14 protein-coding genes are annotated in these 16,396 nt (G+C 59.8%); 10 read left to right on the top strand and 4 right to left on the bottom strand.

What is annotated here, in order from left to right; all coding sequences use genetic code 11:
• Positions 1-30: 30 nt before the first annotated feature.
• The 3 genes from BMY54_RS04670 to BMY54_RS04680 all read left to right on the top strand — a co-directional run bounded on the left by BMY54_RS04670 (position 31) and on the right by BMY54_RS04680 (position 4,201).
• Entirely contained in the window at positions 31-1,785 is a 1,755-nt protein-coding gene (locus BMY54_RS04670; RefSeq protein ID WP_093430132.1) for a carbamoyltransferase family protein, read from the top strand.
• A complete protein-coding gene (locus BMY54_RS04675; RefSeq protein ID WP_093430133.1) occupies positions 1,778-2,686 on the top strand; it encodes a glycosyltransferase family 2 protein in 909 nt (302 codons plus the stop codon). Before BMY54_RS04670 ends, BMY54_RS04675 begins: the two co-directional genes overlap by 8 nt.
• A 75-nt stretch (positions 2,687-2,761) precedes the next feature.
• On the top strand, positions 2,762-4,201 hold the full coding sequence (locus BMY54_RS04680) for a hypothetical protein (RefSeq protein WP_256573804.1): 1,440 nt from the start codon (positions 2,762-2,764) through the stop codon (positions 4,199-4,201).
• A 3-nt stretch (positions 4,202-4,204) separates the two neighbouring features.
• Here the strand turns inward: BMY54_RS04680 and BMY54_RS04685 are convergent, their stop codons facing one another.
• Positions 4,205-4,858, bottom strand: a complete 654-nt coding sequence (locus BMY54_RS04685; RefSeq protein WP_093430135.1) for a toluene tolerance protein — start codon at positions 4,856-4,858, stop codon at positions 4,205-4,207.
• Positions 4,859-4,983: 125 nt separating this feature from the next.
• On the opposite strand from BMY54_RS04685, the gene msbA reads away from it, so the two are divergent.
• The 7 genes from msbA (at position 4,984) to BMY54_RS04720 (ending at position 13,242) form a co-directional block, all read left to right on the top strand.
• Positions 4,984-6,810 carry a lipid A export permease/ATP-binding protein MsbA gene (gene msbA / locus BMY54_RS04690; RefSeq protein ID WP_093430136.1) on the top strand — a complete coding sequence of 609 codons (1,827 nt, stop codon included), beginning with the start codon at positions 4,984-4,986 and terminating at the stop codon, positions 6,808-6,810.
• Complete coding sequence (locus tag BMY54_RS04695; RefSeq protein WP_093430137.1) at positions 6,804-7,700, top strand: GNAT family N-acetyltransferase; 897 nt, start codon at positions 6,804-6,806, stop codon at positions 7,698-7,700. The genes msbA and BMY54_RS04695 overlap by 7 nt, the downstream gene beginning before the upstream one ends.
• Positions 7,701-7,704: 4 nt before the next feature.
• Complete coding sequence (locus BMY54_RS04700) at positions 7,705-9,105, top strand: PIG-L deacetylase family protein (protein ID WP_093430138.1); 1,401 nt, start codon at positions 7,705-7,707, stop codon at positions 9,103-9,105.
• Between the two features lie 64 nt (positions 9,106-9,169).
• On the top strand, positions 9,170-10,591 hold the full coding sequence (gene hldE / locus BMY54_RS04705; protein ID WP_093430139.1) for a bifunctional D-glycero-beta-D-manno-heptose-7-phosphate kinase/D-glycero-beta-D-manno-heptose 1-phosphate adenylyltransferase HldE: 1,422 nt from the start codon (positions 9,170-9,172) through the stop codon (positions 10,589-10,591).
• 130 nt (positions 10,592-10,721) lie between these two features.
• Positions 10,722-11,696: a glycosyltransferase family protein gene (locus BMY54_RS04710; protein WP_093430140.1), complete on the top strand. Its 975-nt coding sequence runs from the start codon at positions 10,722-10,724 to the stop codon at positions 11,694-11,696.
• Positions 11,697-12,383: a hypothetical protein gene (locus tag BMY54_RS04715; RefSeq protein WP_093430141.1), complete on the top strand. Its 687-nt coding sequence runs from the start codon at positions 11,697-11,699 to the stop codon at positions 12,381-12,383.
• Positions 12,384-12,441: 58 nt separating this feature from the next.
• Positions 12,442-13,242, top strand: coding sequence for a hypothetical protein (locus BMY54_RS04720; RefSeq protein WP_093430142.1), 801 nt, complete (start codon positions 12,442-12,444; stop codon positions 13,240-13,242).
• 4 nt (positions 13,243-13,246) lie between these two features.
• Here BMY54_RS04720 and BMY54_RS04725 read toward each other — a convergent pair whose 3' ends face one another.
• The 3 genes from BMY54_RS04725 to BMY54_RS04735 are packed head-to-tail and all read right to left on the bottom strand — an operon-like array spanning position 13,247 to position 16,225.
• Positions 13,247-14,209, bottom strand: a complete 963-nt coding sequence (locus BMY54_RS04725) for a metal ABC transporter ATPase (protein WP_093430143.1) — start codon at positions 14,207-14,209, stop codon at positions 13,247-13,249.
• A gap of 31 nt (positions 14,210-14,240) precedes the next feature.
• Positions 14,241-15,053: an aldo/keto reductase gene (locus BMY54_RS04730; protein ID WP_093430144.1), complete on the bottom strand. Its 813-nt coding sequence runs from the start codon at positions 15,051-15,053 to the stop codon at positions 14,241-14,243.
• On the bottom strand, positions 15,050-16,225 hold the full coding sequence (locus tag BMY54_RS04735; RefSeq protein ID WP_093430145.1) for an NAD(P)/FAD-dependent oxidoreductase: 1,176 nt from the start codon (positions 16,223-16,225) through the stop codon (positions 15,050-15,052). Before BMY54_RS04735 ends, BMY54_RS04730 begins: the two co-directional genes overlap by 4 nt.
• Positions 16,226-16,396 lie beyond the last annotated feature (171 nt).

Genomic DNA, 16,396 nt, shown 5'->3' on the forward strand with positions numbered 1-16,396 from the left:
CTGCACGCAGACTAAAGAGGCTAGACCCCTGTGGCATTGACGATTCTTGGCCTGTCCGGCGCCCTTAGCCATGACCCTTCAGCAGCCTTGTACATCGACGGCAAGCTGGTGGCGGCGGCTGAAGAAGAGCGCTTCGTACGCGATAAGCATGCAAAGAACCGCATGCCCTACGAGTCGGCGAAGTTCTGTCTTGAGCAGGCCGGCATCAAGCCGTCCGACGTTGACGTAGTTGCGATCCCGTTCGCTCCGATCAGCCTGTTCGGCAAGGCGCGCTGGCACTACGCCAAGCGTTACTGGTATGCACCGGATCGCGCCCTGGATGCGATCCTGATGGGCAACCGCCGCTACAAGCGCTACCGCAACAAGATTGTCTGGTGCCTGGAGCAATTGGGTTTTGATCCGAAGAAGATCAAGATCGAACCAGTCGAGCACCACTTGGCTCACGCCTCCAGCGCCTACCACTGCTCCGGTTTCAAAGAAAAAACCGCGATCCTCGGTATCGACGGCAAGGGCGAGTACGCCACGACCTTCTTTGGCTACGGTGAAAACGGCAAGATCCACAAGATCAAGGAATTCTTCGATCCGGACTCCCTCGGCGGCCTGTATGGCGCGATCACCGAGTTCCTCGGCTTCGAGATGCTCGACGGTGAGTTCAAGGTCATGGGCATGGCGCCGTACGGCGATGCCAGCAAGTACGATTTCTCGCGTCTGGCCTCGTTCGAAAACGGTGAGCTGGTGATCAACACCGACTACGCCAACGTTATCGGCCTGCGCCGCTATAAAGAGAAGGGTAAAGGCTTCTACTTCTCGCCTAAGCTGATCGAGTGGCTGGGGCCGAAGCGCGAAGGCGATATTGCTGACGAACCGTACATTCACTACGCCGCGAGCATGCAAGCGCTGTTCGAGAAACTGGCGCTGCAGATGATTGATCACTATTTGGGTGACGTGCTCAAGGAAACCGGCAAACTGGCCTTCGCTGGTGGCTGTGCGCTGAACGTCAAACTGAACCAGAAAATCATTGCCCGCGACGACATCAAGGAACTGTTCGTGCAACCGGCGTCCGGCGATGCCGGTACGGCGGTCGGCGCAGCAGCCTATGTGTCCCACGCCCGTGGCGTGCCGGTAGAAAAGATGGAACACGTCTACCTCGGCCCGTCGTACAGCAACGAGGACGTGATCGCCGCCTGCGCCCGTCACGAGAACAAGCCGGCGTGGCGCAAGCTCGATAACATGCCGGAACAGATCGCCAAAATCATGGTTGATGGTAATCCCGTGGCCTGGTTCCAGGGACGTATGGAGTTCGGTCCGCGTGCATTGGGCGGTCGATCGATCATTGGTTGCCCGAGCGTGGCCGGCGTGGCCGACCGCATCAACCATCAGATCAAGTTCCGCGAGCGCTGGAGGCCTTTCTGCCCGTCGATGCTCGACACCGTTGCGCCACAGATGATCAAGATCGATCATCCGGCGCCGTTCATGACTTTCACTTTCGAAGTAGCGGACGAGTGGAAGACCCGTGTGCCGGAAGTCGTTCACGAAGATGGCACTTCTCGTGCCCAGGTCCTCAAGCGTGAATACAACCCGCGCTACTACGACATGATGAAGGCGCTGGAAAACCTGACCGGTAACGGCGTATCGCTGAACACCTCGCTCAACCGTCGTGGCGAACCGATGATTTGCTCGCCGACCGACGCGCTGAACATGTTTTTCGGTTCGGATCTGGAATACCTGATCATGGAAGATATTCTGGTCGTAAAAGAGGGTGTGAAAGGATACGAACTTGACTGAAACACTGATCAGCGTCGTCATTCCGGTTTACAACTATGCGCGAACGCTGCCTCGTGCAGTGGAGTCGGTGTTGGCGCAATTGGATGAAACGACGGCGGATCTGCTGGTCATCGACGACGGGTCGACGGACGATACGCCTGAGGTAGTGGAACGGCTCCTGCTTAAGCATGGCGGTCGTTTTCGTGCGCTGCGTAAAAGCAACGGCGGATTGTCATCGGTGCGCAATCGGGGGCTGGAAGAGACAACCGGGCGATATCTGGTGTTTCTCGACTCTGACGATGAAATGGCTCCCGGTGCATTGGCTGCGCTTGCGCAGCACATTGCCAGTCATCCGCAGACTCTTATGGTGATCGGTGCGCACTGGTCAGTGTTCGCTGACGGGCGCCGCAGTTTGCAGGCGGCCAGGCCTTTGCCTGGGACGCCCCGCCAGCGCCTGCAGGGTTACCTGCTGAACAAGACGGTGTCGATTTCCAACGGTGCCTGTGCGATGCACCGCGAAGTGTTCGCTCTGGGCAATTACCCGGAACATTTGCGCAACGTCGAGGACCTGCCAGTGTTTGCCCAAGTGCTGGCGCGCTACCCCTGCACCGTTCTGGACAAGCCTCTCGCACTGATCCACAAGCACGCCGACAGCATGCGCCATGATTTGCGCCAGAGTCTTGCTGCCGGTACGGAGCAGGTCGTCAGCGAAGTGTTTTCCAGCCGAAGAATGCCCGAAGAAATGTGTGATCTGCGCCAGGCGTTTCTGGCACAACGCTGTTTGTCGCTGTTTCGCGACTGTTATTCCCATGGCGAGTACAAGCTGGCCAGGTCGTTCTATTTCCAGGCTTTGCGTGCAGACTGGCGGACGTTTTCACGCTGGTCATACACCCGCAAGGCTTTGCGGTTGCTGTTTCGGTAAGCGGGTCGCGATGATGTGCGCGTACCTTGTAACGGATGTCGGTGAGGTGGCTGGGTGAAAGATACGGGCGGTAGCGTGGCAACTCGAGTCTCCAGAATCATCGATAAATACCCGGTCTGGCTGGCGTTTGTGGGCAGCGCGCTGTTATCGCTGATAGCCGTCCTGGGCACTGCGACAGTGGGGCGTGATGCCGCGCTGTACATCGATATTGCGCAACAGGTCACCGAGTACGGGCCGAATGTGGCTTGGGCTTCTTTCGACTGGCCCTGGTTTTCCTTTCTGCTGGCCGCTACGCATTCCATCCTGCATTTGCCGCTGGAGTTGAGTGCCTATCTTTGGTGTGCACTCTTTTTTGCCGGCACCAGCGCGTTGATGGTGGACTGCGTGCGTCAGCGGTCTGCGCAGGTCACCGGTTGGGCGTGCCTGGTGGTATTGGCCATGCCGGCGGTGAATGCCTTTCGAAATGACATCATCCGTGAGTGCGGTTTCTGGTTCTTCTGCACGCTGACGCTCTGGCTCGCGCTGCGCTGGCAAGCCCGTGGCGGCTGGTTGCGCGCGGCATTCATTCATCTGGCAATCGTCGCTGCAGCCTTGTTTCGGCTGGAAGCCTTGTTGCTGGTGCCGGCGTTGGCTCTGTGGCAGTTGCCCAACCTGTGGTCATCTGGCCGGCGGATGCAGTTTGCCCAGTTTTCGCTGCTGCCGGTTTTGGGGCTGCTGGCCATTTCGGCAACCGGTGTACTCATGTCGGCGCGAGTGATGCTGTATCTGGACATGATTGCCCCGCACAGTGTGTTTGCGTCCTTTCAGATGCTGTGCGATCAGTTTGCCAATTCGCTCATCAACAAGTACTCCCAGGATGAAGCCGGGCGGATCATTTTCTTCGGCATCCTGGCGACCATGACCATCAGTTTTGTGAAGTTGATGGGACCTTTCGCCGTTCCCTTCATTCTGCGGCGTAACTGGGGGGTGTTAGGCGTCTACTGGCGCGACTATCGACCCTTCGCTTGGGCGGCATTGCTGTATCTGGTCGTGCTGGTGCTGTTTTTCATCAAGCAACAGTTCATGAATACGCGCTACCTGAGCTTTCTCAATCTGTTGTTTGTGCCCGTGCTGGCGATGGGGCTGGCGGCGTTCGTTCGCGAGTTCCCGCGTTGGGGCAAGTGGCTGGTGGTTCTGTGTTTGCTGGTGATGCTGTCGAACGTCATCTCCACCGGGGCCGGCAAAACCCATTACGTCCAGGCCGGGCGCTGGTTGTCGGCCCATGTCGAGCCAGGGGCGAAGACCTATTTCGAGGATGGACGGATCAGCTATTACGCCGGTCGCGGCTACGTGTTGCCGATACTGACCGCAGAGGAAGCGATGTCGGCAGCGCACGCGGGCGACTATCAGTACTTCCTCATTGAGGCCAAGGGTGACGAGCCTTGGCTGAATGAGTGGCTGGTGGCGCACAAGCTGCGCATCATCGAGCATTTCGCCAATCGCAAAGGTGCCACTGTAGTGGTCATCGGCCGCTAAGGCTTAACCGAGCAGCGGGCGCAGGCGCGAGATCAGCGGCGCTTGCCGGTTGCTCGGCAGTGCCTGCCGATAGCCCTCGATAAACGTGTCGCCGGCGTCCTGGCCGAGCAGCCATTGGCGGTCTTCCTTGTAGCGCAGCAAATGCGCGAAGTTACGCAGGCGTTTACTGTCACTGAGCGCGTGCTTCTGGCAGCGCAGGTCGGCAATATCGATCAGGCCCAAACGCTTGTCGGGGGTCTGCACGACGTTGCCAAAGTGCAGTGATCGAAAGTACACACCTTTTTCGTGCAGCAGGGCGAAGTACCCGCCCAGCTGGAATCTCAGTGTGTCAGCCTCTTCGTCAGTGCCTTGTAGCTGACGCACTGTATTGCCTTCCAGCGGGCTGTAATACACGCAGTCACGTTCGATGCTCGGGATGCGGTAGACCGCGATGACTTTGGGGCAGAGGATGCCGCGTTGTTCGAGGGCCCGGGTATTGTCGGCAAAGCGTTGTGCATAGGGGTAGAACAGTGCCGAACTGAGCAGCCGCTTGCGGCGGAACAGCTTGAGCATGCGTCCATCGGCCAATCTGAGCACCTTGTCGCCGGAACCGTCGGCTTCCAATACGTGTGCACCCGCGCGCAGTGCCTCGTAAGTGCTGTGATCAATCGATTGCATATCCGGCTCCCCATCATTAGCGGGGTATCTTAACCGAGTTGGTCGAAGGCTGGCTTGAAGTCATGTTTATCGGGGCAAAAACGCGTGTGATATCATCGGCGCCTCACTGAATTGCGCGGATCACCATGAGCAGTCCTGAACCGAAAGCCCAGTCCACGCTGGCGATCTATTTCCGCCTTTTGGCTTACGTGCGGCCTTATGCCGGCCTTTTCCTTCTCAGCATCGTCGGGTTTCTGATTTTCGCATCGACTCAGCCGATGCTCGCTTACATCCTCAAGTACTTTGTCGACGGTCTGGCCAATCCTGAAGCCAGTCTGTTCCCGGGCAACCCTTATCTGGGCAAGCTGCAGTTGCTCGAAACCGTGCCACTGATGATCGTCTTCATCGCGTTGTGGCAGGGCGTGGGTTCTTACCTGGGCAACTTCTTCCTGGCGCGGGTTTCTCTGGGCCTGGTGCATGACCTGCGGGTGGTGTTGTTCAATAAATTGCTGGAGTTGCCCAATCGCTTCTTCGACAAGAACAATTCCGGCCACCTGATTTCCCGGATCACCTTCAACGTGACCATGGTCACCGGCGCGGCAACGGATGCAATCAAAGTCGTCATCCGTGAAGGCATGACCGTGATTTTCCTGTTCTGCACACTGTTGTGGATGAACTGGAAGCTCACGCTGGTGATGGTCGCCATCCTGCCGTTGATCGGTTTGATGGTGAACAGCACCAGCAAAAAATTCCGCAAGCAAAGCAAGAAGATCCAGGTCTCGATGGGCAACGTCACGCACGTCGCGTCCGAGACCATTCACGGCTATCGCGTCGTGCGCAGTTTTGGCGGCGAGCAGTACGAAAAGGATCGCTTTCGCGATGCCAGCCAGAGCAACACCGACAAGCAGTTGACGATGACCAAGACCGGCGCCGTTTACACGCCGATGCTGCAGCTGGTGACTTACAGCGCCATGGCGGTGGTCATGTTCCTCGTCCTGTACCTTCGCGGCGATGCATCGCCGGGTGATCTGGTGGCCTACATCACCATGGCTGGCTTGTTGCCCAAGCCGATCCGTCAGTTGTCGGAGGTCAGCTCGACGATTCAGAAAGGTGTCGCCGGTGCCGAAAGTATTTTCGAGCAACTGGATGAGCCGGCGGAAGTGGATCAGGGCACGGTCGAGCAAGATCGTCTCGAAGGCCGTCTGGAAGTGCGCAATCTGAGCTTCCACTATCCTGACACCGACAAAGCGGTGCTCAATGACATCAGTTTCGTCGTCGAACCGGGGCAAATGGTTGCCTTGGTCGGCCGCTCGGGCAGTGGCAAATCGACCCTGGCCAGCCTGATTCCGCGCTTCTATCAGCATGATCATGCGCAGGGCCAGATCCTGCTCGATGGCGTGCAGGTGCAGGACTTCACCTTGCGCAGCCTGCGTCGGCAGATTGCTCTGGTGACCCAACAGGTCACGCTGTTCAACGATACGGTGACCAACAACATCGCCTACGGTGATCTGGCCGGTGCGCCGTTCGATGAGGTCAAGCGCGCGGCCACCGAAGCCTATGCCGATGAGTTCATCATCAAGATGCCGCAAGGCTACGAAACCATGGTCGGCGAAAACGGCGTGCTGCTGTCCGGCGGCCAGCGTCAGCGCATCGCCATTGCCCGGGCGTTGCTCAAGGATGCACCGCTGCTGATTCTCGACGAGGCCACTTCCGCGCTCGATACTGAGTCGGAGCGGCATATCCAGGCTGCCCTGGATCATGTGGTGAAAAACCGCACGACCCTGGTGATCGCCCACCGTTTGAGCACCATCGAGAAAGCCGACCTGATTCTGGTCATGGACGAAGGTCGCATCGTCGAGCGCGGCTCTCACGCACAATTGCTCGAGCAGAACGGCTATTACGCCCGTCTGCACGCCAAAGAGTTTGAAGAGGGTGACGAGCCTCAGCCGGCACACGCGACCGACGTATGCTGACGATGTTTCGCAGCTTTCGCGAGCGTGGCTGGACCGAAATCGACCGGGACAGCTACGCCCGCGCCTGGCAACGTTTCGGCGGCAGTTTTGCTACACACCCCGAAGTCGTCGAGCGCTTGTCGACGTTCCTTGGCATCGAGTTGCGCTACCTGGGCTGGGTCGTTGGCGGTGATGTGCTGGCCGCCATCCCTTGCTGGGGGCGGCATGTTGCGTTGTCCAAGGAAGTGCTCAAGCGCGAGGGCAAGCGTGGCTTGCTGGACATGGGCAATGCGGAAATCATTCTGCCGATCGCGCCAGACGTCATCGTGCCGGTGCGCCAGCGCGTGGCTTATGTGTCCCAGCTCAATGCCGGGCAGATCAGCACGCTGAAGCCACAGCCTGAGGGCCTGGCGCTGGCCCGGTTGCCGGAAGAATATTCGAAGAAGTTCCGCTACAACCAGCGTCGCGAACAGCGCCTGCTGGAAGAGGCGGGCGCATCGCTGGTGCCGATGTCCGACTTTACGCCGCAGGAACAGGCTGCCGCTTACGGCGATTTATTCCAGCGTCGCTGGGGCTTCGAGGTGCCGGGCAAGGCCGGGCTGGTTGAGGTCTTTACCTTGCTGCGCGAGTTCATGACCGGTTCGGTGGTGATGCTCGAATCGGCGCCCGTCGCCATTCAGGTGCTCTATCGCGTCGAGGCCCCGCAATGGGTTTCGCTGGAATACATCAACGGTGGTGTCGACCCGCAGAGCCGCGAGTTCAGCCCCGGCAGTGTGCTGAGTTTCGTCAATACCCAAGAGGCCTGGGCGCACGCGCAAGCGCTGGGCAAACCTCTGCGTTACTCATTCGGTCGTGCCGACCGAGAGTACAAGGATCGCTGGTGCCACACGGTGCCGGTCTACAAGGTCTGAATTCATGAGCGCTCGCAAGCAACAGCTTCTCAAGGCCCATCGGCGCAACAAGCGTCTGTTCCTGATCGCCTTTGTGCTGGCGCTGTTGCTGATCGGCGTGCTGATCGCGTGGTGGCTGGTGCCGTTGTTGCTGGTGCTGGCCTGGGTCGCTCACGAGGCCTGGTTTGCCGACCATTTGTTCTACCGGCCTACCGACGACTATCAATACGACTTTCCGCCGCAAACCGCGCGGCAGGCCGTGAGTCTTGAGGGCGGCGTGGTAGGCCTGAGCGAACCGCTGGCGCAGGGCGAGACATTGGTACTCGAACTCGAAGTGAAGTCCACCTGGCTGGGGCGCTGGCTCGATCCCTATGTTGAGGTGGGCGATGATCGTCAGGATCTGGAGCGGGGCGTCAGAGGGCGGCGTTTCCTCAATCTGTCGGGGCAGGTCGATGCGCTGGCGCAAGGGGCTCTGACGCTGCGTGGCCGATATTGCGTACCTGCTGCGACGGGCGTGTTGTGGGTAATGGCCAATCCGGACTACAGCCGCCAGCGGGTCATGGTCATCGCGCCCCATGCCGATGATGCAGAACTCGCCGCCTTCGGTCTGTACAGTCGATGCGAAGACGTCAGCATCGTCACCCTGACCCAGGGTGAGATCGAGGCTGAAGACTTTCAGCGCCTGGGCCTTGATCAATCCGCAGCAGCACGATTAAAGGGCCGCTTGCGCAGTTGGGACAGCCTGGTGATTCCGCTGTGGGGGGGCGTGCCTGCCGAGCGTTGTGTGCAATTGGGCTATTACTGCCTGCAACTGCCGTCGATGGCCGAAGCGCCGACCCAGGCGTTCGGCTCCCGGGAATCGCAGGAAAACGATATTCGCAGTGTGCGCCGGCATAACCCATTGATCCTGCCCGCCGACGTTGACGGGCAGTCGACCTGGCAAAACCTGCTGGGTGATCTGACGGCCCTGCTTGAGCACTATCGCCCGGAAGTGGTCGTTACACCGCATCCTGAACTCGATCCCCACAGTGATCATGTAGCGTCGGCCCAAGCGCTGCTTGAGGCTATCGAACGCAGTAGCTGGAAACCGGCGACCCTGCTGCTGTACGCCAATCACCTGCACGACAATGATCGCTGGCCGATGGGGCCTGCCGGTGCGGGTGTTCCGCTGCCTCCCGCCATCGAGCCGCTACCGGCTGATCGCCTGTGGAGTCCGCTGCTGTCGGCTGACGTGCAACTGGACAAAGCCATGGCGCTGGCCATGGAACACGATCTGCAGGGCCGACAGGCGTTCAAACGGCAATTGCGCCGCTGGATCCAGCAGGCTCTGGCCGGCCGTCGCTGGCCTGAAACGGGCAGTAACGAGTTTTTCCGCAAGGCGGTCCGGCGTCACGAGTTGTTCTGGGTGCGCGACCTTTCAGATTGAGGCGGACGGCGCTTTACCCTGTGTTAATATCGCGCCCCTGTTCATTTTGTATGTGGGTTGCTCCATGAAGTTGTCCATGCCGCGTTTCGATCAAGCCCCGGTCTTGGTAGTCGGCGATGTCATGCTCGACCGTTACTGGCATGGCGGAACCTCACGGATTTCCCCTGAGGCGCCGGTGCCGGTCGTTAAGGTCGAGCAGATCGAAGACCGTCCGGGCGGTGCCGCGAACGTTGCCTTGAACATTGCCGCGCTGGGTGCGCCGGCGTCGCTGGTCGGTGTGACCGGCGATGACGAAGCCGCCGACAGCCTGAGCAACAGTCTCAAAGGCGCGGGCGTACGCGCTCTGTTCCAGCGCATCGCGCACCAGCCAACCATCGTCAAGCTACGGGTCATGAGCCGGCACCAGCAACTGCTGCGTATCGACTTTGAAGAACCGTTCGCCACCGACGCTCTGGCCCTTGGTTCGCAGGTCGACGACCTGCTCGAAGGCATCAAGGTGCTGGTGCTCTCCGATTACGGCAAAGGCGCCCTGAAAAACCATCAGGCGCTGATCCAGGCCGCCCGCGCGAAGAACATTCCGGTGCTGGCCGATCCAAAGGGCAAGGACTTCTCGATCTATCGCGGCGCCAGCCTGATCACTCCCAATCTCAGCGAATTCGAAGCCATCGTCGGCGGTTGCGTCGATGAGCATGAGCTGGTGAGCAAGGGCGCCGCCCTGATGCACGACCTCGAACTCGGTGCGCTGCTGGTAACGCGCGGCGAACATGGCATGACCCTGTTGCGTCCGGATCAGCCGGCGCTGCACCTGCCGGCCCGTGCCCGTGAAGTGTTTGATGTCACCGGTGCCGGTGACACGGTGATCTCCACCCTGGCGGCAGCGATTGCCGCCGGTGAAGACCTGCCCCACGCCGTTGCGCTGGCCAACCTGGCCGCCGGCATCGTGGTTGGCAAACTCGGTACGGCCGCCATCAGCGCCCCGGAACTGCGTCGCGCCATTCAGCGTGAAGAAGGTTCCGAGCGCGGAGTGTTGGGGCTGGAGCAGTTGCTGCTCGCCGTGGCCGATGCCCGTGCGCACAACGAGAAGATCGTCTTCACCAACGGCTGCTTCGACATCCTCCATGCCGGCCATGTGACCTACCTGGAGCAGGCGCGGGCACAGGGCGACCGGCTGATTGTCGCGGTCAACGATGATGCTTCGGTCAGCCGTCTCAAAGGCCCGGGCCGCCCGATCAACAGTGTTGACCGGCGCATGGCGGTTCTCGCCGGCCTCGGCGCTGTGGACTGGGTGATCAGTTTCCCTGAAGGCACCCCGGAGAACCTGCTGCGCGAGGTCAAACCGGACGTGCTGGTCAAGGGCGGCGATTACGGCATCGATCAGGTAGTCGGCGCTGATATCGTCACTGCTTATGGCGGTACCGTAAAGGTGCTGGGACTGGTGGAAAACAGCTCGACAACTGCGATTGTCGAGAAGATCCGCAGTCGTTGATCAGATGAATTTTTACCGTTGTGTACTGCGTGTGAACGGATTTTGCCTTGGGGATTTTACCGTTTCCGTTGATGTAGGCAGCTTTGAATCCGATGCGCTTGCCTGCCTTCGTCGCGTGGTCAATTAACCTATGAAAGTCATGCTCCTGGTGATGGACGAGCAGCGGGTCATTCTCGACCGGCTCTACGACATCGTGCAGCAGAACTGTGATGAGTGTTTCATCTATCGTTTGAGCAAAAAACAGCAGTTGAATCTGGGGTCGTTTCTGGCCTCGGTCGATTACCAGACCTTCGATCGCGTGGTGATTTTCTCCCGGGTCAAACGTCTGGCCACGCAACTGCAGGTGCTCAAATGCATCCCCGGGCTGGTCTTCCTCGAACACGACGCCTACCAGAACTACATGCCAGCGAGTAAATACCGCGGCGTGTATTCACGGCTCTACCGTCGCCTGCCGAGTTGCCGGGCGCTGGTGTCCGGTGCTGTGGTCGCGCGCAAGATGCTTGCTGAAGGCATCGATACGGTGTTCGTCTCCAAAGGTTATGACGAGCAGATGTTGCACAATACCGGCGTCGAGCGGGACATTCCCATCGGTTTTCTTGGCAGCTTGAAAAGCACCGAATATGCCGAGCGCAAAGCCATGCTCGAGTCGCTCTCGCAGCGAACCGGGATGCTGGTGACCCGTACCAAGTCGGGTGCGGAATACCTGCAGACGCTCAATCGCATCAGGATTTTCGTCAGCGCCGACATCGGCATGAACGAGTTCATGATCAAGAACTATGAGGCCATGGCCTGCGGTTGTGTGCTACTGGCCTGGAGTCAGGGCGAAGAAGACCGTCTGCTCGGCTTTGAAGACATGCACAACACCGTGTTCTACCGCAGCGCAGATGAAGCGGTGGAAAAGATCCAGCTGCTGCAGAGCGACCCGGAACTGGCAGAGCGCATCGCCCGCAATGGCCAGGAGTTCGCGCAAAGCCGTTATTCCTTTGCCCGTGTCGGTCAGGCACTGGCTACGGAAATCCAGCGTGAGATGCGTCCATGGCAGCCGCCCTCGGCGTTCACGCGATTCTGGGTGAAGCTGCGTTACGGGATGAAGGTGCCGGTCTGAATGAAGGACGAACACATGGCGCTGGATGCGCTGCCCGGTGGTGATCAGTCCGTACCGGGGGCGTTACCGACAGAACTTCTCGACTGTCTGAGTCGTGCGCCTCGGGTGGTGCTGATTGCCAACAACCCGGCCATTACCGCGGCGGACTTTCAGGCGTTGAACATTGGCGTCGATGACGTCGTCGTCAGCTTCAATACCTGCATCAAAGCGGCGCTGCTCAACAAGCAGAGCGTCAATGTCTTTGTGCATGGCTACAACGCGCCGGACGCGTATTTTTTTGGTCTGCCTTACGCGCCGCCGGTACAGCAGATGTTCGAACAGGCGAGCGAACGTTGTTTCAGCATGCTGGTGGGCTGCGCCGCACCGATGTGTCCACTGCCACGCGTGGCCATGTATTGGGATCGCATTCCACTGCCGCCACTGTGGAACTACCCGGTCGACCGCCCGGGCGGCAAGCGCTACGTTGGGCCTTCCACCGGTTTCAACACGCTGGTGCTGTTTGACTGGTTGCGCGCTCATGCCGGTTATACCTATCAGCTCATGACCCTGGGCTTTTCCAACGAAGCAGGAAAACTGTGGGGCGGCCATGCCTGGGACTATGAGCGTGACTGGCTGCAGAAGTCGGACATCATTGTGGTGCCGCTGCAAACCCGTCGCTGGTGGCAAAAGCTGTTTCGGCCAAAGTAAGCGATATCGTCTATCCGGTTGCCAGCAGGCCCGAACTACTTTCAAAAGGTGCTGTTGAGTGTTGAAAATTGCCGTGGCTTTTTTCGGGATCCCGAGAAATTCGCCGATCTGTTTCCCCTCCATCGAGCAGAATGTGCTGGCGCAGTTGCCTGCAGGCAGCGACGTAAAGTGCTTCTACCATCTGTACAAGATCGATGAGGTGCAGAACTCGCGATCCGGTGAGAAAGGCGAACTGAAGGCGGACAACTACCAGCCATTCGAATCGATGACCGGCACACTCACCTCGACCGAGGGCGTGCTGGAGCGCTGGGATTTCGAACAGGTCAAAGCACAGGGCGATACCTGGGCAGATGACTTTGCGTCATTGCGCAATTTGATCTTTCAGCTCAACTCATTGCATACCGTGACCAGCATGATCGAGCCGTTCAATCCGGATTTCGTTGTGTTCGTGCGCCCGGACAATTTCTTTCACAGCGCATTGCCTGCCTATGTCTTCGCTCACCCCGAGGCTCGCAAGCACAACGCTTATATTCCTGACTGGCAATGGTGGGGCGGTTTGAACGACCGTTTTGCCGTGTGCGGGCGCGACACGTATGTCGCGTACGGCAAGCGCATCGAATGTATTTTCGATTTCTGCAAGGCAACAGGCCGAAAGCTGCATTCCGAACGCTTGCTTAAATATGCCCTGCAGCAGGTCGATGCCAAAATCTGCACGCTGCCGACGCAGGCATCGCGGGTGCGCATTACCGGTGCATTTGCCGAAGAATCGTTCTCGCCCAAGCGTGGCATGGGCAAGCGCGAAAACCGCTACTTTCATTTCTTCGCCGGGTTGCGCACCTGGTGGGACCGTCGCCGCTAAACCGTTATTTACCGGTTTTCTTGCCCAGACCGACCAGTCGCAGCGCCTTGATACTCAGTTGCTTGAGTCCCTGACGCGGGGCTTTCGCCGGTTGCAGGCCCTGCTGCACCAACCAGTCCTTCCAGCGAATCCGCTCTTCGCGCACAACCCAGCCGGTTTGTGTGGCAAAACTCTCGGCCAGATAAAGACCCCGGGTGCTCGCCGGTACCAGTTTGTCGCGCTTGAGCGTGTACAACTCTGCCAGTGGCGCGCCGTCCTTGAGGGGCATCAAGTACAGGTCAGGCCGTTTGCGGTCGAGTCGGGCCACCAGTTGATCACCCTCCAGGCGTTCGTCGACGTGGAACAGGCTCAGGGACTTGGCTTCCTTGGGCACATCCAGACGCAAGTCGTAGATCAATTGCAGCGATGCGGTCGGCAGATGCACGTAGGCCCTTGGGCGTTCGAGCAATTGCAGATTGGCGCTACGTATCGGTCGCGCTGAGCCGGACAGCGGGGTCAGGCGAAACGGCAGCGCTTCGCGATAATGCAGTGCAGCGGAGTAGGGCGCCGGCAGCCAGGTGTCGTTGAAACGTCCGCCGAGCCAGCCTTCCGGTGTTTCCAGCAAACACTCTTCGGCAATTTCCTGAATGGCCGTGTGTAGCGGAATATTCAGTTCATGCGCCGGCACGTAACCGGAAATCAATTTGAGCACGACATCGCCACGATCCTGACGGCGCTGGCGCACCAGCACCCAGTAGTCGCGATTCTGCCAATGCAGGGTCAGGCGCACGGAAACCCCGAGGTTGGCCAGTTCCAGCGAGAAGCGCTCGGTGTCAGCCACGCTCACCGGTTTACGCCGCTGCAAGGTCTGCGCAAAGTTCAGCGGCATGCCGACGCTCTGGTAGGTCAGACCTTCGGGGGTGGCTTCGACGTACAACGGCAGGGTCTTGAAGTTGCTCGGGTTCTTTCTGATGAGCGTGCGCGGCATATCGGCTCCTGCTTAAGGCCGCGAAGCGGCGTCAGTGACCACGTAGGACCTGGGCAACGGTCGCAACGTTGTGGGCGAGGTGCAGCGGATTGATCGTCCCGACAATAGCACTGGCCACGCCAGGTTGCGCGAACAGCAATTCGAAGCTGGCGCGCACCGGATCCACGCCCGGACTCAAACAGACGTGACCGCTGGCCAGGGCTTTTTTCACCAGAATGGCTTTGCCGTGGGCAGCAGCATAGTCAATGACAGCCTTCTCGTTTTGTTCGTTCAGATTGTAGGTGACCATCGCACAGTCGCCTTGCTCCAGCGCTTTCAAACCGCCCTCGACGGTTTTGCCGGAAAAACCGAAGCCGCGAATCTTGCCCTCGGCCTTGAGCGCGGCGAGTGTCGCGTAGACCTCTTCGTGCTCGAGGATCGCCATGTCGTTGCCGTCGGAATGCACCAGCACCAGGTCGATAAAATCGGTTTCAAGACGTTGCAGGCTACGCTCCACCGACATCCGTGTGTGTGCTGCGCTGAAATCGTGTTGCGAGAGGCCATCGGCAAACTCTTCGCCGACCTTGCTGACGATCACCCAGTCTTGACGTTGACCGCGTAGCAACGGGCCAAGGCGTTCTTCGCTGCGACCGTAGGCCGGGGCGGTGTCGATCAGGTTGATGCCCAGATCGCGCGCCTGACGCAGCAGCATCCGCGCTTCATCATCGCCGGGGATCTGAAATCCGTTGGGGTATTTCACCCCTTGGTCGCGGCCGAGTTTGACTGTGCCCAGGCCCAGCGGCGAAACCGTCAGGCCGGTGCTGCCCAAGGGACGATGCAGATCGTGCAGGGTGGCAATGGTCATGGCAGCAATTGCTCCCAGGCAGGAACGCCCAGCGGTGGTTTTGGCAGTGCGGGCAATGGTTCGGTGGCTTGTGGCTGGATGCCGTCGCGCTCCAGGGCGGCGATGACCCGGTCAGCGAAGTCCGGCGCCAGCGCCAGTTTGGTCGGCCAGCCGACCAGCAAGCGGCCTTGCTCGGCAAGGAAGGCGTTGTCCGGGCGCGTCAGCCCGGTTTGCAGTGGCTCGGCACGGTCAACCCGCAGGGTCGCCCATTGCGTAGTGCTGAGGTCGATCCACGGTAACAACTGGGCGATCTCTTTCTGCGCGGTGGCAATCTGCTCGGCCGGCTCGCGGTTCACACCTTCGCTTTCGGCGATGTCGCCACCCATGTACCAGACCCACTGGCCGTCAGCGGCCGGATGCGTGGTCACAGTGATGCGCGGTTTGGTGCCGCCGCCCAGGCAGTGGGCGTACAGCGGCTTCAGACCTGGGCCTTTGGCGATGATCATGTGCAGCGGGCGGCGTTGCATGGCCGGCTGGCTCAAACCGAGGTCTTCGAGCAGTTGGGCAGTACCGGCACCGGCGCTGAGGACAATGCGTTGCGCGCGGATTTCGCGACCATCGACTTTCAGGCCGACCAGCACGCCGGCCTCCAGCAGTGGCTCGATGGTTTGCCCGGCGAGCAGGCCATCTCCGGCCAGATCGGCCAGGCGCTGGATCAGGCTCGGCACGTCAACCACCAGTTCGGCAAGGCGATAGACCTTGCCCTTGAAGCGTTTGTCTTGCAGGGCCGGCGGCAGTTGCTCGCCCTTGACCTGATCGACCCGGCCGCGCACGGCTTTACTGGCGAAGAAACTGGTGAGGTTGCCGGCGAGGGTGCCTGGCGACCACAGGTAATGGGCCTCGGACAGCAGGCGTACGCCGGACAGATCCAGTTCGCCACTGCCGGCCAGCGCCTCACGCCAACGACGCGGCATGTCGGCGATGGCTTCCGAGGCGCCAGTCAGCGCGCCGTGCAACGCGTACTTGGCGCCGCCGTGGATAATGCCTTGGGACTTCACACTCTGCCCGCCGCCGAGGCTGGCGCTTTCCACCAGCACGGTCGAAAAACCCTGGCGGCGCAGGCGCGCGTTCAGCCAGAGGCCGGCGACACCAGCGCCGACAATCAGAACGTCGGTGGAAATAACGGATGGCATGCAGCGACCTCAGTGTTCAAGACGAGGGCGCAGTATACAGACTCGGGAAAGGGGCGGATTTGTCGATGATCAACAGGTTGAACGCAGAACCAAATGTGGGAGCGAGCTTGCTCGCGAAGAGGGTGTGTCAGATAGCAATCATGCGTCTGACGAACCGCTTTCGCGAGCAAG

Origin of the sequence: Pseudomonas sp. ok266 (assembly GCF_900110195.1) — a bacterium.
Taxonomy (GTDB): Bacteria; Pseudomonadota; Gammaproteobacteria; order Pseudomonadales; family Pseudomonadaceae; genus Aquipseudomonas; species Aquipseudomonas neuropathica.